This is a genomic window from Curtanaerobium respiraculi (assembly GCF_024609215.1).
In the GTDB taxonomy this organism is placed as follows: Bacteria; Actinomycetota; Coriobacteriia; order Coriobacteriales; family Eggerthellaceae; genus Curtanaerobium; species Curtanaerobium respiraculi.
Map to the genome: position 1 here is coordinate 411,658 of NZ_JANIPD030000001.1, position 19,400 is coordinate 431,057.

The following is a 19,400-nucleotide window of genomic DNA, read 5'->3' on the forward strand; positions in this document are numbered from 1 at the left end:
ATCGGCAAGGGGCGCACCGGATGCGTCGCGTGGGCATGTCGAAACCCCCTCTTCGGCCGCCTCCTTCCCATACGCAGGGCATCCCCAGAAAATCCCCGCATTTACCTCGAGCCTGCTCGCAAACGTGATGAGCCGGTGTACCATTGGCTTCATTCAAGGTTGCACCCCGGAAAGGACTGTCATGGTTTCCCGTATCTATGTGGAAAAGAAGCCCGGTTTCGATGTGGAAGCCCAACAACTGCTTCACGAGCTGCAGAGCATATTAGGAATGAAAGGCCTCACGGGGCTGCGCCTCGTGAACCGCTACGATGTGGAGGGGATCGACGATGCTCTATTCGCCGCCTGCATCCCGACGGTGTTCAGCGAACCGCAGAGCGACGTGACGTACGCCAGCCTGCATGACGAGTGCCTCCCCTGCGCCAACGTATTCGCCGTGGAGCCTCTTCCCGGACAGTTCGACCAGCGGTCGGACAGCGCCGCGGAATGCGTGCAGCTGATCAGCCAGGGCGAGCGCCCGCTGGTCCGCGCCGCGAAGGTGTACCTGCTGCAAGGCGCGCTTTCCCGCGAGGATATCGACGCAATCAAGCGCTATGTCATCAATCCGGTGGAAGCCCGCGAAGCCCGGCTGGATACTCCGGAGACCTTGGCGAACGATTATGCCGATCCCGCGCCCGTCGAGGTCCTGGATGGATTCAACACGCTCAACGAGAAGCAGCTGGGGGAATTCATCGCCGACCATGGCCTGGCGATGGACCTCGCGGATATCAAGTTCGCCCAGCTCCACTTCGCCAGCGAGGGCCGTTGCCCCACCATCACGGAGATCAAGGTGATCGACACGTATTGGTCGGACCACTGCCGCCACACCACTTTCGGCACGCAGCTGCAGGAGGTCAAGATCGATGACCAGATCATCCAGTTCGCCTTCATGAAGTATTTGAAGATGCGCGAGCAGCTGGGCCACACGGACAAGCCCATGACGCTGATGGACATGGGGACGATCGGCGCCAAATGGCTGAAGGACCAGGGCATCCTCCAAAACCTCGACGAGAGCGAGGAGATAAACGCATGCACCGTCAAGGTGACTGTGGATGTCGATGGCGAGGACCAGGACTGGTTGTTCCTGTTCAAGAACGAGACGCACAACCATCCCACCGAGATCGAGCCGTTCGGCGGGGCCGCCACCTGCATCGGCGGGGCCATCCGCGATCCGCTTTCCGGGCGCAGCTACGTGTACCAGGCCATGCGCGTCACCGGCGCGGGCGATCCTCTGGCTCCGGTGGAGGAAACGCTGACGGGCAAGCTCCCCCAACGCAAGCTCGTGACCACGGCTGCGGAGGGATACAGCAGCTACGGCAACCAGATTGGCCTGGCCACCGGGCAGGTGGACGAGCTCTACCATCCCGGCTATGTGGCCAAGCGCATGGAGATCGGCGCCGTGGTGGCTGCCACCCCCGCCGACCACGTCCGCCGCGAGGTGCCCGCCCCAGGCGACGTTGTCGTGTTGCTGGGCGGACGCACCGGCCGCGACGGCATTGGCGGGGCGACCGGCTCATCGAAGGCGCACAACAAGGAATCCCTTGAAAAGGATGGTGCCGAGGTGCAGAAGGGCAACGCGCCCGTCGAGCGCAAGCTCCAGCGGCTCTTCCGCCGCGGGGACGCCTGCCGTCTGATCAAGCGTTGCAACGATTTCGGGGCGGGCGGCGTGTCCGTCGCAATCGGCGAGCTGGCCGATAGCCTCTACATCGACCTGGACAAGGTTCCCAAGAAGTATGAGGGCCTCGACGGCACCGAACTCGCCATATCGGAGAGCCAGGAGCGCATGGCATGCGCCATCGCAGCGGATGACGTGGATGAGTTCCTCGCCTACGCTCGTGAGGAGAACCTGGAGGCAACCGTCGTCGCCGAGGTCACCGACACCGGCCGTATGCAAGAGGTGTGGAACGGCACGATGATCGTCGACCTGAGCCGCGAATTCTTGAACAGCAACGGCGCGCCCAAATTCCAGAAGGCGCATCTTGCGGCCCCGCGCCCCTATGAGCGCACATGGGAGGGCAACACCGTCGAGGAGCGCATGAATTCCCTGGTGCGCGATTTGAACGTCTGCGGCAAGAAGGGACTGTCCGAGCGATTCGACAGCACCATCGGCGCGGGCACCGTGCTCATGCCCTTCGGCGGGGCGCGCCAGCTCACGCCCGCCCTGGCCATGGCGGCGAAGCTCCCCGTGTTCGGCGAGACGCGCACGATCAGCGGCATGGCATGGGGTTTCAACCCTTACCTGATGGAGGCGGACCCCTTCACTGGCGCGTATCTCTCCGTGGTCGAGAGCGTTGCGAAATTCATCGCCTCGGGCTTCGAGATAAAGAACGCCTACCTCACCTTCCAGGAATACTTCGAAAAGCTGCGCGACGATGCCGAGCGCTGGGGTAAACCAGCAAGCGCGCTCCTCGGAGCGCTGATGGCCCAGGTCGACCTCGGCGTAGGCGCCATCGGCGGCAAGGACAGCATGAGCGGGTCGTTCGAGGACCTGGATGTGCCGCCCACCCTGGTCTCGTTCTGCACGGGCATCGGCACGATCGACCGCGTGACGAGCCCCGAATTCAAAGGGGCGCGCCATCGCGTCATCGAAATCCGCCCCGAGTACTCCCTGGGGGGGCTGCTGCCCGACACGAGCGGGCTCATGGCCGCCTTCGACGTCGTGCAATACCTCATCGAAGAGGGCTTGGCGCTCGCCGTGACCACCCCGGGCTATGGATGCGCCGCCGAAGCGCTGTTCAAGAGCACGCTGGGCAACGCAATCGGAATCACGCTCGACCAGGCCAAGGACCCCGACGAGCTGTTCACGCCCGCCTACGGTTCTTTCTTCGTGGAGCTCGCCTGCGGCACGGACGTCCCCGAGGCCGAGGGGACGCTCTCCATCAGGGAAATCGGCATGACCACCGCCGCCTACGAGTTCGTTGCCGGCGGCGAATCCATCAGCCTCGCCCAGCTGCAGAAAGCCTGGGAGGGCAAGCTCGAGCCGGTGTTCCCGTACCGCAACCGCGCGGGTGAGACGGAGGCGGTCTCGAGCGGATCGCACCTCCCCCTCACCTTCAATGGGACGATTGCGAGGCCGCGCGTGGTCATCCCCGTGTTCCCGGGCAACAACTGCGAATATGACAGCGCCGCGGCGTTCGAGCGGGCGGGCGCTATCCCGCAGACGCTCGTCATCAACAACCTCTCGCCGCAGGCCGTTGCGGAAAGCACCGAGGCGCTGGTGCGGGCGATCGATGAGAGCCAGATCATCATGATCCCCGGCGGGTTCAGCGGCGGCGACGAGCCCGACGGCTCTGCGAAGTTCATCACCGCGTTCTTCCGCGCCCCGGCGGTGACGGAAGCGGTGCTCGATCTTTTGCAGAACCGCAACGGCTTGATGCTGGGTATCTGCAACGGCTTCCAGGCCCTCGTGAAGCTGGGGCTGGTGCCCTTCGGCAACATCCGCCCCATGGACGCCAGCTGCCCCACACTCACCTTCAACAGCATCGGCCGACACCAGAGCCGCCTGGTGCGCACGCGCGTGGCCAGCAATCTTTCTCCATGGCTGTCCCGCTGCAACGTCGGGGATGTGCATACCATGCCGATCAGCAACGGCGAAGGCCGATTCGTGGTGAGCGACGAGCTGTTCACACGGCTGAAAGACGCGGGGCAGATCGCGACCCAGTACGTCAACGCCTCGGGCGCCCCTAGCATGAACTGGGAAGACAACCCCAGCGGAAGCGCATGGGCCATCGAGGGCATCACGAGCCCCGACGGGCGCGTATTCGGCAAGATGGGCCACACCGAGCGCAACGGAACCGGATTGTACGCCAACTTCCCCGGCCAATCGATGCAACCGCTGTTCGAATCCGGCGTGGGCTATTTCACCGACTAGAAGCTTGATGCCCGGCGGGACATGGAACCCGTCCCGCCGGGCGGAACGAGGGAGAAATTCAAAACATGGACATCTTCACCGGCACCCGCGGGTTCATATTCGACTGCGATGGCACCCTGCTCGATTCCATTCCTGCGTGGAACGCCTGCGAAGCGGAACTCGAACGGCTCGCAGGGGCCACGTTCACCGAAGATCAGCTGGAAGAGCTCAGAGCCGCCAGCATCACCGAAGCAGCGCGCATCTTCCACGAACGGTATGGAATAGGCCGGAGCGCCGAAGACGTGCTTCGCATGGAAGACGAGATGCTGTTGGACCTGTACCGAACGGAGGTGGGGGCGAAACCCGGGGCACGCGATCTGCTCGCCTATGCAGGGGAACGGAGCATACCCTGCACGGTGGTCACCAGCAGCCCCCTGCGTTACGTTCGGGCGGGATTGCAGCGGAACGGGCTGACTGCATACCTCCGCGAGATCTGCACCACCGACGAGCTGAACACGAGCAAGCAGGAGCCGGGGATCTACGAGCACGCCATGGCGACTATGGGTTCAACCCCTGAAACGACCTGGGGATTCGACGATGCCGTCTATGCGATCCGCGTCATGGAGTCGATGGGGATCCGCGCAATCGGCGCGTATGACTGCAACGAAACCGGCGCCTACGAAAACCTTGCCGCAGCAGCCACCATGATCGTCCGCTCCCTCTCAGAACTCGTTCCCGCCGAATAGCATCGAATTCCATACCACCCGGATACCCGAGAGGGGTCCCTTCAGCGCGTGACGGCCAACCGTATTGGTTGTCACATAACGTGAGGAGATGCGGATGGGGTTATCTCAAGCTGTTATGTGACAACCAATACGGTTGGCCGTCACGCCACATTACATGTTCGGCAGGTTGCCGTAGACGCCCTGCCGATGGCCTACGCGAACGACCTTGATTTCCAGCACATTGTCCAATATCCTCCCGAGTATCCGATACGAACCGACGCGCCAACGCCAGCCGCTTTCCGTACCCTGAAGCCGCTTGCCCCCGTGCACATTCCTTGGATTCTCGCAGCCGGAAAGGTTCTCGTTGATCCACGAGAGGATCATCAATCGCTGCTTCTTGGGAATCTTCTTCAGATCCTTCACCGCAGCCCCGGAGAACTCTACCGCGTAGCTCAATCGGACATCACGGCCATGCGCATAACCTCGTCCATCGTGTACGTCGCGCCGTCATCCTCCGCTATGGCCTCTTCGTACGCCTGCAAATCGGCCGCTTCTTCGATGCGCTCCAAAACGGACTCGCGTACGACTTCGGAAAAGCTCTTTCCGACGAAATCGGCGTAGGATTGGATCCAATCGCGCTCTTCCGGAGCGAACCGGATCGCCGTCGCATTCATGGCCATCCACTCCTCCAATCAACGTGCTACATCGTAGTACTTTTCAAGATACCACGATCTTCTTTTGTTGAAAATGGACATGCAGGAAACCAAAAGGAGATGTTTGATTCTCCCTGAGTAGAATCTATCGACTCCGAGAATGTTCGGGTACCCCGCATACCGGTTGGAGATGCATGCGCCATAAACAACATGCCGCCTGGAGAATCAGCGCATCCCCGCAGGCGGCCAAGGCGAGTGACGGCCAACCGTATTGTTTGTCACATAACTGACGGACGACCGTATAGGGTTGTCTCAAGCTTGTTATGTGACAAACAATACGGTTGGCCGTCACGAACCTACCCCTCCTCTGCTTTCCGTTTCTGGCAGGCGGGACACACCCCCTCGAACAGGGTGGCATGCCCGGTCACGCGATAGCCCGACGCATCTTCCGCCAACGCATCCGCCTGCGCGTCGTAGGGGATGGGGACGTCGTCCACCGCCCCGCAAACGCTGCAGACGATATGCCCGTGCCCCTCGACGCGATGATCGTACCTGCAACCGTCGCCCGTCTTCACGACGAGGATGCTCCCATCCTCTGCGAGCAGGTTGAGGTTCCTATACACCGTGCCCATGCTGATCTTTTTGTCCTGCGCATGCACGCGTTCGTACACCTGCGCGGCCGTGGGATGGCAATCGAGCCCCCGGACGGCATCGAGGACGATTTGACGTTGCCGGGTGCTCCTCCGTTTGACCATTCCAAATTCCTCCATAATTTTTCTCTTGACATCCTGTATCAATTATAAATAATAGGAACTGTTATTAATAAAGGCAACCCTTAAGGAGCAGATTATGTCCCTCATCGGCAAGCAAATCAAGGATTTCAGCGTGCAGGCCTATCAGAACGGTGACATCAGGACCGTCACCAAGGAAGACGTCCTGGGAAAGTGGAACCTGTTCTTCTTCTACCCCGCGGACTTCACCTTCGTGTGCCCGACCGAACTGGAAGATCTCCAGAACAATTACGAGAAGTTCCAAGCTGCAGGTGCGGAAGTGTACTCCGTCAGCTGTGACACCGAGTTCACCCACAAGGCATGGCACGACGAATCCGAACGCATCGGCAAGGTCACCTATCCCATGCTGGCGGACCCCGCGCATAAGCTGGCGAAGATGTTCAAGGTCCTCATAAAGGACGCCGGCCAGGCGGAGCGCGGCGCTTTCATCGTCGATCCCGAAGGTACCATCCAGGTCCAGCTCATCACCGCAGGCGGCATCGGCCGCAACGCGGACGAACTGCTTCGCCTCTTGCAGGCAGCCCAGTTCGTGGCCGAGCATGGCGACCAGGTCTGCCCGGCGAAGTGGCAGCCCGGCGCCGAGACGCTTGCCCCCAGCCTCGATCTGGTCGGCCAGCTGTAATAACCCCTTACGCATTTTCGATCGGCCGCAATCCCACGGTTGCGGCCTCCTTATGAGGAGGTTTTCATGGAAAGCAAAGAAAACCTCTACGACGCGGCGATCATCGGCGGTGGACCTGCAGGCCTCACCGCCGCTTTGTATCTCGCACGCGCACGGTATCGCGTGCTTGTCGTAGAGAAGGATCGCTTCGGCGGTCAGATAACCATCACCAACGAAGTGGTGAACTACCCCGGCGTCCTGAGCGCTTCCGGCGAAGAGCTCACGAACACCATGCGCCGGCAAGCGGAAAACTTCGGAGCCGAATTCAAGGTGGCGGAGGTCACCGGCCTGGATACCGACTCTGACGTCAAGGTCGTTCATACCGACAAGGGCGATGTCGAGGCCCTCGCCGTGCTTCTGTCCTCGGGGGCAAATCCGCGCCACGTCGGATTCGACGGCGAAGAGGAATTCCAAGGCCATGGCGTCGCCTACTGCGCCACCTGCGATGGCGAATTCTTCACCGGCAAAGAGGTACTGGTGGTCGGGGGCGGCTATGCGGCTGCGGAGGAATCCGTCTTCTTGACCAGATATGCCAAGCACGTGACCATCCTCGTGCGCAAGGACGACTTCTCATGCGCCGCTTCTGCCGCAGAGCAGGCGAAAAGCCATCCGAAGATCTCCGTGCGGTACAATACCCGCGTGAAGAGCGTCTCGGGCGACGCCGCACTGCGCAGCGCCGTGTTCGAGAACACGAAGACCGGGGAGACCGCGGAATGGCGCCCCGAGGACGGCGGTTCGTTCGGCCTGTTCGTGCTGGCAGGATACATTCCCGCCACCGAGCTGGTGAAGGGCATCGCCAAAACCGACGAGCAGGGCTATGTGCTGACCGACGAGCATCATATGACCTCGGTCGAAGGGCTGTTCGCAGCCGGAGACGTATGCCAGAAGCCGCTCCGCCAGGTCGCCACAGCCGTGGGCGACGCCGCCGCCACGGCGACGGAGATGGAGCGCTATCTTCAAGACGCCCAGAAGCGAGTGGGATACGTACCGCAGCAGCCCCAACGCAAAACAGAGGATCAACCGAGGGGAAGTGCATCGATCAACGAAGGGCAGGCGGATCCCGCCCAAGCTTCCCGTTTGTTCCCCCCGGATATGGTCGCCCAGTTGAAGGGCATGTTCTCCCGCATGGCGAACCCCGTCGTGCTCAGGCTCTCGCTCGACGGGACCGAGCAGGCCGAAGAATTGCGCGCGTACGCGACCGAGCTTTCCTCCCTCACCGATAAGGTCGACATGGATGAGGTTGCCGGCGCGACGGGAGACGACCTCCCCAAGGTGGAGATCATGCGCGCCGACGGCACGTGGACCGGCCTGGCATTCCACGGCGTACCCGCAGGGCATGAGTTCACCCCGTTCGTACTGGGACTCTACAACGCCGCGGGGCCGGGTCAGCCTATGAGCGGCGGCGACCGCGACAGGGTCGAGGGCATTTCGGATAAGATCGACATGAAGATCCTCGTCAGCCCCACCTGCACCATGTGCCCCGACCTCGTGGTCGCAGCGCAGCGTATCGCCAACCTGAACGACAACGTGACGGCGCAGGTGTACGATGCGGCGCGCTTCCCCACGCTTCGCGACCAATACAACGTCATGAGCGTCCCCTGCCTGATCGTGAACGATGGCGAAAAGGTCGAATTCGGCCGCAAGAACCTCTCGAAGCTGCTCGACTTCCTTTCCGCGTAGATGCCAACATCTCGCGCTCGCCGGCACGCACCCGCCTTCCAGGCTGGTGCGTGCCTTTTTTGCACCCATCCCCTTGAAATTTTCTTGAAACCGATCCTTCCTTTCCCTATCATCAATTTATTAGGGTTACCTAACTTATACTCGTGGGGAAGGAAAGCTGTGAATCTCTCAGAAGCAAAGCCCGGAACGGAGGCGTGCATCGCGCACATCGATGGCGACATCCGCCTGCTTACGCGATTCGCATCCATGGGGATGTCGCCAGGCGCCTCCGTCAAAATCGTCCGGAACGATCGGCGCAGGCCGGTTCTCCTGTTCGGACGCGACACCTTGCTCGCCATCAGCCGGAAGGATGCCTCTCTGGTGGAGGTGGCGCAATGACCGCGGAGGTAGGGGCGCTGAACATCGCCCTGCTCGGCCAGCCCAACTCCGGCAAATCCACCTTGTTCAACGGCCTTACAGGCGGGCATCAGCATGTTGGCAACTGGCCCGGGAAGACCGTTGAGAAGAAGACGGGGAGCTTCTCCGAACGGGGAATCAACTTCCTGGTCTGCGACCTCCCCGGAGCCTACAGTTTGTCCGCACAATCCGACGAGGAGCGCATCACCCAGGAATTCATCGAGCAGGGGCGGGCGGATGTCGTCTGCCTGATGGTCGATGCGAGCCAGCTGGCGCGCAGCCTCTACATCCTCGCCGATTTCGTCGGTGCCTCCACCCCTAGCGTGCTCGTGCTGAACATGATGGATGTGGCCGAGCAGCAAGGCAGACGGGTCGATGACGCCAAACTCGAAAAGAGGCTCGGCATCCCGGTGGTTCCTTTCGTCGCCAACGATCGGTCATATTATCCGTCGCTGGTCGAAGCCGTCATCCGCGCACGCGAATCCGGCTCCCGCATCGATGACAAGGCACTCAAGGACCTGTACCGGGAAAACTCCCCCGATTGGCGGCGAGAGTACGCGCCGCTCGTCGACCGGGAGGAAGATACCCCTGACACCGCGAATGATCCCCGTCTTTCTGACGCTTCCGCACCGTCGAATGCGGGATTCAATGCCGTTTGGCTGGCAGCGCAACGGGCATGCAGGAGCAAGCAGGGGTCCGTCGACTGCGCGAAGGCGCGCTTCCTCTGGGTCGATCGCATTCTCGAGGGGGCCCAGTCCATCGTTCCGGTCAAATCGGGGTTCATGGCGCGACTTGATCGCGCTCTGCTTTCGCCACGGTGGGGCAAGCCCGTCTCGATCCTGGTGATCATCGTCGGCCTGCTCGTCGCATTCGCTGTCGCGGTCATCCCGATGATGGCGTCGATCAGCCTGCCGTCGCTGATCTCTCTTCCGCTGTACGAGGCGCTCGAGGCAATCGGGGCTCCGGTGTTCGTGGACGACCTGCTCGCATACGGCGTGGTGACCGCATTGGCGTATTCGCTTTCGATGGCCTCGTTCGTGTTCGGGGTGGGCTTCGCATTCGGCATGCTCGAGGAGATCGGCGTCGTCGCGCGCATATCGTACGTCTTCGACAGCTCGATGCAGAAACTGGGGCTGCAAGGCAAGGTCATCATGTCATTCATCATGGGCCTCGGTTGCACCATGGCAGGCATCGTGGGAACGCGCGTCATCGATTCGTACGGGCAACGGCTGCTCGCCATCGCCGTCACCTGGGCGGTTCCTTGCGGAGCAACGCTCGCGATCGTCCCAACGATATCCCTCGTATACTTCGGGCCGGGCGGCATGATCGCCATCGTCCTTGCGATTTACCTGCTCATGGTCGCCGTCATGCTGCTGGTCGCGCGGGTGTTCGGAAACAGCTTGGCGCCCGAAGCGGAGCGAGCGGGGCTGGTGATGGAACTCCCCCCGTATCATAAGCCGAAGTTCCGCGTCATCTTCACCACCAGCATCCGCCGCGCCGTGGATATATTCAAACGCGGGTTCCGCATCGTGCTCCTGGTTATGGTGCTCTTCTGGGCGCTCTCGTTCTCTCCGACGGGATCGGCCGATGATTCGCTCATCTTCGCGTTCGGCAAGGCGATCGAGCCGGTCACGCAGTTCTTCGGATTGGGGTGGAGAACCTTCCTCGCGTTCTTCTGCTCGATGTTCGCGAAGGAGGCGGCGCTGGGCGTCCTTTCGGCCGTTGCCGGGGCGGGAAACATGAGCCAGGGCCTGTTCGCCACCATGATCGCCGCAAAAGGCGGGGCGAGCGTCGGCCTCGGCGGGCTGACCGCCGTCGTCTCCGCACCCGAGATGCTCGCCTTCCTCTTCGCGTTGTCTTTCAACATGCCCTGCGCGATGAGCCTCTCGGTCACCTACGGGGAAACGCATTCCGCAAAATGGACCGGATTGATTGCGCTGTTCTACTTCGCACTTGCCCTCTGCCTGAGCTTCATCGTGTACCACGTGGCGGTTCTCTTCCTCTAGGAAACCGTCTGCGCGAACCTCCCTCCACCTCGGTTCGACCGGATAGCCATATCGCTATCATTGAAGGAACCGTGGAGGAGGTGAGGAATCCCAAAAACGTCGCCAATGCGATGGATTTCAGGGTTGGTGAGGAATATCAGGGTAGCGCCTGCTACGAACGACGCTCGAACACCTGGTGGGTGAAGGCGACCCGTTCGAGGGTTTCCTCGTCGAGCTCGCAACCGAGCCCCGCTTCGTATCCCGTCGGGTTGACCTCCAGCGAACCATCCGTCAAATCGAACGGCGGAAGGCAGATATCCATGGGGAAATATCCGCTCGTCGGATTGATGTCCCCAGGAAGCGTGGCACCGGGAAGCGCCGCAAAGGCGCCGGCAAGGCGCTTTCCCACGCCTGTCTCGAACATGCCGCCTAGCCAGAAGTCGATGCCGCGCCCACGGGCCTGCGAGCAGAAATCGAGCGCGGGTCCGATGCCGCCGAATTTGGCAACCTTCACCACGACGCATCGGAGGTCGGGATACGCCTCCAGTACGGATTCGAGTTCGGCAGCGGTCGTCCAACTCTCGTCGAGCGCGATGGGGCAGCTGAGCTCGCGCTGAATCCGAGTCAGGCGGGCGTGAAGGCCGCGGGGGCCTACCTGCGGCGGACGACGTGGGTCGAGGGGCTCCTCGATGCAGGCTATTCCCTCCGCGTCCAAAGCCTTCAGCGTGTCGAGGTCGCTCTCCGTATAGCTCTGGTTCGCATCAACCGTGATGAGCAGATGGGGGAACCGCCGCCGCACCGCGCGCACGGTTTCGACATCGTGGCCGGGGGCAACCTTCAGCTTTACGCGAGCGTAGCCGGAATCCACTGCCTGCGAAACCTTGTCGAGCATGCGGGTGACGCCTTCGATGCCGACCACGACCCCGCCTGGAACCCATCCCTCGGGCAGCGCGTGCAGGCAGGTACCGTCATCCACCGCATCGCGCCCGCCGATCAGGGATCTGATCGAACGCCCGGTCATCTTCCCGTACAGGTCCCATACTGCGCTCTCGAGCGCCGCGCACGCTAAAGGATGACGGATGGTTTGGGAAAGCCGGCTAAAAAGCATGCTTACCTCTTCGGGCTTCCAGAACGAATGCTTTAAGAGCTCGGGGGCGAGAACGCGCTCTATCACCCGCATATCATCCGAGATCGTCTCTGGCAGGTACCAATCTGTCGCGAAGGCAACATCTTCTCCGATTCCGGTACGACCCGCAGAATCGGTAATGCGGATAATGAGGGATTCCCTCTCTTTCAGGAGGGTTTTAGCAGTCTTCACTGGATGGATGAAGGGCAGTTTGATTCGCCACACCTCGATTCGCGAGATGGCGATATGGCTCGCATAGCGGCGGAGCAGCGCCGCGCGGTTCACCTTCCCGATGCCCTTGCGCGGCAGGTCATCGAATACATAGACCTCCCTTGGCTGGTAGATTCGCGCCATCCGCGCTCGAGCGCTCTCCGCAACGTGTTCGGCGGCGAGCACGCGATCGAAACCGGGGGCTTTCGCTGCTTGGGCCATCTCCACGAATGCGATGGGACGCCGACCCCATCGAATATCCTCGGCGCCAAAGACGAACGCCTCGGTGACATCGGGTATCTGCAACAACTTTCTGCGTATTTCCTCAGGGTAGACGTTCTCCCCACCCGAGACGAACATATCCCCCGTACGTTCCGCTACCACCAGCCGACCATCTTCGATCTTCCCCCGGTCTCCGGTGATGAAATACCCGTCCGCGGTAAAATCCGCGCGTGCGTTGAGATAGCCGCCGAACACCCCCGGCCCCGCAACGGCAAGCCGGCCGAAGCCGCGCTCGTCGGGATCGAGCACGATCGCCCGGTATCCGGGAAGCAGGCGCATCCCCTCGTCGGCGCCGACCACGGGAGAACACGCGATATGGCTACATGTCTCGGTCATCCCATAGCTCACCACCACCGCGGCACCGAGATCCTGGGCCTTGCGGAGCATGGCGGCGTTGGGCGCGGCGCCGCCGAGCAGCACGCATTTGTAGCGCGGAAGGAGCGCTGCGGCCTCAGGAGCCGCCAACATATCCTGCAGCATCTTGTCCACCACCGAGATGTGAGTGCAGCCGTAGGCGCGGCCGTCACGCAGGATGGTTTGAGGATCGAATGCACGGTAGAGGATGAAGGCGGTTTGCGAGAGCAGCGCGCGCACGACGATCTGCAAGCCCCCGACGTGGTACATGGGCAGGGTCAGCTGCCAGCGTGCATGTGCGGATACGCCGAGCACCCTATTCGACGCACGCGATGCGCCCGTGAAATTGGACCAGGTGAGCGCCGCGGCCTTCGGCTTGCCCGATGTCCCGCTGGTGAACATCACCACCGCGGGGACGTCATCGTCGAAATCATGGATGCAAGCATGCGCGAAGATCATCTCCTGCGAAGCCGAGGAAAAGGAGGATGTGCGGATGGCGGCGATCGCATCCCCCTCGGTGAAGGGATGCGATACCGCCCCCGCCCCATCGCCGACGGTGCGCTGCGGCGCGGCTATGTCCCGGAGACGATCCTCCTTCTCCGATTCCATCAAGCGCACGTTCAGCATCACCAGGCAGAAGCCGCCGTACGCGGCGGCAAGGACTGCGTACACCAACGCAGCTCCGTTCGCCATATCGATCGGGATCCGATCACCGCGGTTGAATCCCTCCCGATGCCATGCGCGGGCGAGGCGCAGCGCGCACGACCGTGCGCGCTCCCAGCTGACGCTCCGGTACTGCCGCGTCGCGTCGATGAAGCATGGCTCCGCGGCGCGCAGGGTCGCGCACGCCTCAAGCGATTCCAGGATATTCAGTGAGCGCTCTTCCATTCGCTGGCGTCGGACCAGGATTCCATCCTAGGGGAATACCGGGTATTTCGAGAAGTCGGGTTTGCGCTTTTCCTTGAAGGCGTCGCGCCCCTCCTTCGCCTCATCGGTGGTGTAATACAGAAGCGTCGCATCGCCGCCAAGTTGGGCCAGGCCGGCGTATCCGTCGGTAGCGGCGTTCAGGCTCGCTTTCATGAATCGCAAGGCGGTCGGACTCCATTGCATCATCTCCTTCGCCCACGCCACGCACTCGTCCTCGAGCTGCTCGAACGGGACCACCTTGTTGACCATGCCCATGCGCTCCGCTTCCCGTGCGGTGTACTGACGGCACATGAACCATATCTCGCGTGCCTTTTTCTGCCCCACGATCGCGGCAAGGTATGCGGCTCCGTACCCGGCATCGAAGCTGCCAACCTTGGGCCCGGTCTGCCCGAATTTCGCGGTTTCGGCTGCGATAGTCAAATCGCACAGCAGGTGCAGTATGTGGCCTCCGCCGATGGCGTATCCATTCACCATGGCGATGATGGGCTTCGGGACCACGCGCATCAGACGCTGCAGGTCGAGCACGTTCAGGCGTGCGATCTTATCCTCGCCGACATAACCGCCGTTGCCGCGGATCTTCTGGTCGCCGCCGCTGCAAAATGCCTCGTCCTCATGGCGTCCTCCATGGTTCATGCCGGTCAGAATGATCACCCCCACCTTGCTGTCGTCTCGCGCGCGGCTGAAGGCGTCGAACATCTCGCTCACCGTCAACGGGGTGAATGCGTTTCGCCTCTCCGGACGGTTGATCGTGATCTTCGCGATACCGTCGGCTTTCTCGTAGAAGATCTCACGGTATTCCGCCGCCTTCTCCCACTTCACACTCATGCAAACTCCTTCCGGATGATGTCCTCGTATGCTTGCGGATTTTCCATATGCACATTATGTCCTGCATTCACGCGATGGACGATGAAACTTTCGGGCAATCGGTCAGCCAGCGACGAATACTTCGCATCCCGCGTTCCCACGATGTAGTGCACCGGGAAGGGGAGCCGGGTCAACGATTCAACCGTATCCCGTTCGAGCGGCATGGTCTGCACGCCGGCGTACCGCAGCTGGTTGGCAAGGCGCGCCGGATCGCACGCGCGGCGCATCCGGCGCTGGAGCTCTTGGACGCTTGCGGGAAGCTCCCTTTGGGTCGCGAACAGCGGCAAATCCTCCCACCGGTTGATGAACTCCTCGAAAGCGAGGGGGGAGCCGTCATCCAATTGCGCGGCCCACGCTTCGTTCCGCTCGGCGCAGCACGTGCGATCCTCCTCGTCGATGCATCCGAGTCCGGCGCTTTCCAGCACCAGGCCCGCTACGGCATCGGGATGCCGGAGGGCGCATAAGGCCGCGATTCGACCCCCCATGGAGTAGCCGACCAACACGGAGGCCCCTCCCATGCGGACCGATTCCTCGTGCACGGAGGCGATCAGCGAGCCCATCCGCCCGTCGCGGTGCGCAGCGTAATCGAAAGCATGCGCACCGGCGGGCAATCTGATCGAATCCCATGTGCGGGCATCCTGCATGAATCCGTGCAGGAGCAGCAGAGGTTTCGAACGCTTGTCGACCAGGTTACTGAAGGGCATACCTCTCCGTCACGCCGGCAAGGGGGACGGGCACCTCGATGAGGGACACGCCAGGTTGCGCGATCGCGTTCTGATACGCGGTCCTGAACCCTGCGATCGTGCGAGCGCGCTCGTAGGGAACTCCGAAACCCTGGGCAATCTGCTTGAAGTTGACGTTCTGTGGGGTTAGGAACAACCGGGCGAAATGGTCCTCTTGGCTCTTCTGGGGCAGCATGTCGAAAATCCCCCCGCCGTTGTTATTCAGGAGCACCACGACGAGCGTCGGGGCGAGGCCCCCACCGTGCATTTCGCGCACGCGCAGCTCGTTTTGGAAGGCGAACGCGTTCACGTCGTGGAGAAGGGCGAGGTCGCCGGTGATGAACGTCGCCTGTCGATACGCTTGCGAGGCGCCGATCGCGCTGGACAGCGTTCCGTCGATGCCGTTGAGTCCCCGATTGCAGAGCACCCGAAGGTTTTTGCCGCCCTTGCGGTAATAGCGGTCCAGTGCGCGGATGCTCATGCTGTTCGCGCAGAACACCAGCGAATCCTCGGGTGCGAGTTCGAGCGTCTTGGCGACGTAGGCTCCCTCGAAATCATCTCTCTGGGGTCGAATCGACGCATTAATCCGATCCGCCGCGCGCTCGTTCGCCTCGACCCATTCCGCGCAGCCCGCTTCGTCCGCAGCCAGCTCCGAGGAGGCGTCGCGCAGTGCCGTTGCGAACACCACCGGCAACGTGTGCACGAACAAGCTGGTTGAGCTGGTCATATCGCGCGTATCCCGCACGTCGACTGCGATGTGCACGGGATGCTGGTCTGCGAGGACCCGCGTCAGCATCTTGGAAACGGGCCATCGACCGAAGCGGATGACGACATCCGCCGCGGGGATCTCGTTCGAGTCCATGCCGCCGTAGGCATCGAGGACGAGGGGGTCGCCATACGATCGGAGCCCCGAGAGCGGATCCGCGATGAGCGGGATATGGAGCTCGCGGGCGAACTCCAGAAGCACCTCGGCGTCTTCCGGGGAGTTGATCGAACCCTCGCCGCAGAGGGCTATGGTGCGCCTGCCGGCGAGGACCTTCCGGATGCCCTTGACATCGGCCGGATAGAGGCCCTGTCCGGCGACCACTGTGGGGGGAAGGGGGTTGGCATCGTCGTCACGCGTTTTAGCCGCGGGGATCAATGGCTCGTCGAAGGGGAAGTTCAGGTGCACTGGCCCAGCATCGCAGCTTTGCATACCGGGCACTGCGCCATGCGCGGCTATGCATGCCTCGAGGGCCATCTGCCGGGCATACGAGAGGATGGTGGGGTCGGCGCTCGGCTCGGGCATCTGGATGAATTTCCTCACATGGGAGCCGAACATGTTCAATTGGTCGCATGTTTGGGGAGAGCCGACGTGCTGCAGGCGCGCAGGGCGGTCGCCGGAGAGGAATAGCAGGGGAACGCGGCTCGACTCCGCTTCGAGGACGGCGGGCATCCAATTCCCCACGGCGGTGCCGCTGGTGCAGATGACCGCGACGGGGCGGCGCTTCGCCTTCGCCAGGCCCAGCGCGAAGAAGGCCGCGCCGCGCTCGTCGACGTGGACGTACACGTCGTGGAAACGCTCGTACGCCTTCATCGCAAGACCGGTGGAGCGGGACCCAGGGCTGATCACGTAATCTACGACGCCGCACCGCTGGAGTTCCGCGAAGAAGGCATCCAGGAAGGCTGCGTTGACCTCCTCGGGGGCTAGGTTGGGGGAACCCTCCTCATCGGGATGGAGAACGGCCGCTTCGGGGCGAAGCTCGTTCCCGGACTGCTCCTGCGTCGCCGGTTCCAATGTCTGGGATCCCGTTTCCTCGGATTCGTCCACGAGGATATCGAGCCCGCTGGTCTCCTGCTCGTCGGTTTCGGTTTTCACATCCGTCCCTTCGTCCCGAGAGGGCTGCCTCGCCGCATCCGCCGCCTTTTCGCTCCGATTGGCGGGCGACTCATCCTCCGCCCTGTCGAGGGAGACGATCGGAACGCGATACCCCGACGTCACATTGGGCGACGTGAACCCCGCGGTGAACTCTTCTATCGACTGGCCGCCTCTCTCAAAAACCCCTCCCTGGCGGGCGCGTTCGCGCTGGACAGCCCTCATCGCAGCATCTATTATCCGCTGGTCGATCTGGACGGACTTATGCATGGGCTGCGTCGCGTCGTTCGATGTCATCTTTCGCCCCCGTCGAATGCAGAGAGGATCGTCTTCAACTTCATTTCTATCTCATCGTACTCGGAATCGGCACCGCTTCCCTCCACGATGCCGCAACCGGCATAGACATACCCCGCCTCGCCGTCGAAAACCCCGCTCCGGATCGACACGTTGAACGCGCCGTCGCCCTCGGTGTCGACAACCCCTATGCTCCCGCCAAAGAACCCGCGGTTGTACGGCTCGATGCGCCGGATGAGCATCATCGCCTCGCCGACGGGAGAACCGGACAGCGCCGGCGTGGGTGAAAGCTGGTCGGCAAGATTCTCGATGCTGCGCCCGTCCATCATGCGGGCCCTTATCGGCGTGTGCAGATGCTGGACATGGGGAAGGACTTTGATCGTCGGGGAAGCGGGAATCGAGACGTCGTAGCAGTTGCGTTCCACGACAGCACGGATGAAATCCACCACAAACGCATGCTCGCGGAGGTTCTTCTCGTCGTGGAGGAGACCGTTTGCCTTGATCTGCGAATCCGCTGGATCCGCCGACTGGGGGCAGGTGCCTGCGAGACACTCGGTTTCCATCAGCGAGCCGTGTTTCCGAACCAGCAGCTCGGGCGTGCATCCGCAGAAGAAAACGTCGCCGTACCGGTACATGAACACCACGCCGCGCGACGGGCCGTCGATGAGGTTGATCAGCAGGTCCTTGCTTGAAAACGGATGCTCCGCGGTCAACCTCAGACGCCGGGAGAGCACCACCTTGTCCACTTTTTCCCCGCGTATGGCGCGCAGCGCATCGGCAACCTCGCTTCGCCATGCATCGCGGGAATCCTCCGTCAGGGTGTAGGGGATGGTAACCCGCTCACGTCGCTTCGCACGGGCCGCTTCCCGGGCGAAGCGGTCGACTCGCCCCGGGTATACCGGGCCCAAGCTGTTCACCTGCAGGAAGGTACCCCGGTCATCCTGTACCAGAACGACTTCGGGGAGGAGGAACCGGAGCCTTGGATAGCTCGAGAACAGCTCATCCGCGGGAGCAGGGTTTTCAGCATCGAACCGATCGTAGCTGAACAGCACCGTCGCTATATCTGCCGACCCCTGCCGAACCTCGTCTATCTCGTCGACCGACTGCACGGCGATGCAGCGACCCAGGCCGAAGAATCTGAGCCTCTTTTCCTTATCGTAGTACACGAATTGGTCCGTGAACCCTTTTTGGAGCGCGCAGAAGGCGTCGACGATATCGGCCGGCAACGTTTCGGAATATGTGTAGACCTTCGGCACCGCTTTCCTTTCCCTCGCGGGGCTCATCGACCCATTCTAACGCATCGTCACAGCAGTGCGAGAAGCTGGTCCGGTGCGGAGATTATGCGGTCGGGACGAGCTGCCTCCAGATTGCCGAGGGGGTTGAACCCCCAGTCAACGCATACCGTCCCGCATCCCGCATTCCGACCGACTTCCGCATCGACTGGCGAGTCACCGATGTACACCGTCGAATCCGTCGTGCTCCCCAGCTCATCTATCGTCATGAGCAGCCCTCGGGGATCGGGTTTGCGCGGGATGCCCGGCCTCTCCCCGTGAACTGCATCGAATACGTTCGGAAAGTAGTTCTCGCAGACGGAACGCGTGGCGGCGTCGAACTTGTTGGACAGGACCGCGAGCTTGGCGCCCGCCGTTTTCAGTTCCGCAAGCGTCTCGGGAATCCCCTCGTATGCTTTCGTGTAAGTGAAACCGTACTCGGGATACAGCTCCTGCCATCGCGTGAGCGTCTTCTCCATCTCCTCCGGGGTGCACCCGGCGGGGACGGCCTGTTCGATCAAGCGTCGCGCCCCATGTCCGATGAATGTCTCGATTTCTTCCACCGAGCGCTCGGGGAACCCCATCTCCCGAAGCGCTCCATTCGTCAGAGCGGCAAGGTCGGGAAGCGTGTTTAAGATCGTCCCGTCGCAATCGAATATGAATGTGTCCACTGCCATATCGAACCTCTTTCAAACGATGTTTCACGTGAAACATCGTA

General features: G+C 62.0%; 15 protein-coding genes. 6 read left to right on the top strand and 9 right to left on the bottom strand.

Going from position 1 to position 19,400, the window contains the following annotated elements:
- The first annotated feature begins 181 nt into the window (after positions 1-181).
- Together NOV21_RS01775 and NOV21_RS01780 are read left to right on the top strand one after the other, a co-directional pair.
- Positions 182-3,907 (top strand): phosphoribosylformylglycinamidine synthase, encoded by a 3,726-nt coding sequence (locus tag NOV21_RS01775; RefSeq protein WP_283169929.1) that lies wholly within the window; start codon positions 182-184, stop codon positions 3,905-3,907.
- 65 nt (positions 3,908-3,972) lie between these two features.
- Positions 3,973-4,632, top strand: coding sequence for an HAD family hydrolase (locus NOV21_RS01780; protein ID WP_283169930.1), 660 nt, complete (start codon positions 3,973-3,975; stop codon positions 4,630-4,632).
- 150 nt (positions 4,633-4,782) lie between these two features.
- On the opposite strand, the gene NOV21_RS01785 is transcribed toward NOV21_RS01780, so the two are convergent.
- The 3 genes from NOV21_RS01785 to NOV21_RS01795 form a co-directional block, all read right to left on the bottom strand.
- Positions 4,783-5,067: a type II toxin-antitoxin system RelE family toxin gene (locus NOV21_RS01785; RefSeq protein WP_283169931.1), complete on the bottom strand. Its 285-nt coding sequence runs from the start codon at positions 5,065-5,067 to the stop codon at positions 4,783-4,785.
- Positions 5,064-5,285 (bottom strand): type II toxin-antitoxin system RelB family antitoxin, encoded by a 222-nt coding sequence (relB, locus tag NOV21_RS01790; protein WP_283169932.1) that lies wholly within the window; start codon positions 5,283-5,285, stop codon positions 5,064-5,066. Before relB ends, NOV21_RS01785 begins: the two co-directional genes overlap by 4 nt.
- 335 nt (positions 5,286-5,620) lie before the next feature.
- Positions 5,621-6,019, bottom strand: coding sequence for a Fur family transcriptional regulator (locus tag NOV21_RS01795; protein ID WP_283169933.1), 399 nt, complete (start codon positions 6,017-6,019; stop codon positions 5,621-5,623).
- A gap of 94 nt (positions 6,020-6,113) precedes the next feature.
- On the opposite strand from NOV21_RS01795, the gene ahpC reads away from it, so the two are divergent.
- The 4 genes from ahpC (at position 6,114) to feoB (ending at position 10,798) form a co-directional block, all read left to right on the top strand.
- Positions 6,114-6,677, top strand: a complete 564-nt coding sequence (gene ahpC / locus NOV21_RS01800; RefSeq protein ID WP_283169934.1) for an alkyl hydroperoxide reductase subunit C — start codon at positions 6,114-6,116, stop codon at positions 6,675-6,677.
- A gap of 66 nt (positions 6,678-6,743) precedes the next feature.
- Positions 6,744-8,396, top strand: a complete 1,653-nt coding sequence (locus NOV21_RS01805; RefSeq protein ID WP_283169935.1) for an FAD-dependent oxidoreductase — start codon at positions 6,744-6,746, stop codon at positions 8,394-8,396.
- Between the two features lie 159 nt (positions 8,397-8,555).
- Positions 8,556-8,774 (top strand): FeoA family protein, encoded by a 219-nt coding sequence (locus tag NOV21_RS01810; RefSeq protein ID WP_283169936.1) that lies wholly within the window; start codon positions 8,556-8,558, stop codon positions 8,772-8,774.
- Positions 8,771-10,798, top strand: coding sequence for a ferrous iron transport protein B (gene feoB / locus NOV21_RS01815; protein WP_283169937.1), 2,028 nt, complete (start codon positions 8,771-8,773; stop codon positions 10,796-10,798). The genes NOV21_RS01810 and feoB overlap by 4 nt, the downstream gene beginning before the upstream one ends.
- A 151-nt stretch (positions 10,799-10,949) precedes the next feature.
- Here the strand turns inward: feoB and menC are convergent, their stop codons facing one another.
- Genes menC through NOV21_RS01845 form a run of 6 tightly spaced genes read right to left on the bottom strand, consistent with a single transcriptional unit; the run spans position 10,950 to position 19,359 of the window.
- Positions 10,950-13,637: an o-succinylbenzoate synthase gene (gene menC, locus NOV21_RS01820; protein ID WP_283169938.1), complete on the bottom strand. Its 2,688-nt coding sequence runs from the start codon at positions 13,635-13,637 to the stop codon at positions 10,950-10,952.
- A gap of 27 nt (positions 13,638-13,664) precedes the next feature.
- Positions 13,665-14,501 (bottom strand): 1,4-dihydroxy-2-naphthoyl-CoA synthase, encoded by an 837-nt coding sequence (gene menB, locus NOV21_RS01825; protein ID WP_283169939.1) that lies wholly within the window; start codon positions 14,499-14,501, stop codon positions 13,665-13,667.
- Positions 14,498-15,244: an alpha/beta fold hydrolase gene (locus NOV21_RS01830; RefSeq protein WP_283169940.1), complete on the bottom strand. Its 747-nt coding sequence runs from the start codon at positions 15,242-15,244 to the stop codon at positions 14,498-14,500. Before NOV21_RS01830 ends, menB begins: the two co-directional genes overlap by 4 nt.
- On the bottom strand, positions 15,231-17,414 hold the full coding sequence (gene menD, locus NOV21_RS01835) for a 2-succinyl-5-enolpyruvyl-6-hydroxy-3-cyclohexene-1-carboxylic-acid synthase (protein WP_283169941.1): 2,184 nt from the start codon (positions 17,412-17,414) through the stop codon (positions 15,231-15,233). Before menD ends, NOV21_RS01830 begins: the two co-directional genes overlap by 14 nt.
- On the bottom strand, positions 17,411-18,667 hold the full coding sequence (locus NOV21_RS01840; protein ID WP_283169942.1) for an isochorismate synthase: 1,257 nt from the start codon (positions 18,665-18,667) through the stop codon (positions 17,411-17,413). Before NOV21_RS01840 ends, menD begins: the two co-directional genes overlap by 4 nt.
- Before the next feature lie 47 nt (positions 18,668-18,714).
- A complete protein-coding gene (locus NOV21_RS01845; protein ID WP_283169943.1) occupies positions 18,715-19,359 on the bottom strand; it encodes an HAD family hydrolase in 645 nt (214 codons plus the stop codon).
- Positions 19,360-19,400: the final 41 nt, after the last annotated feature.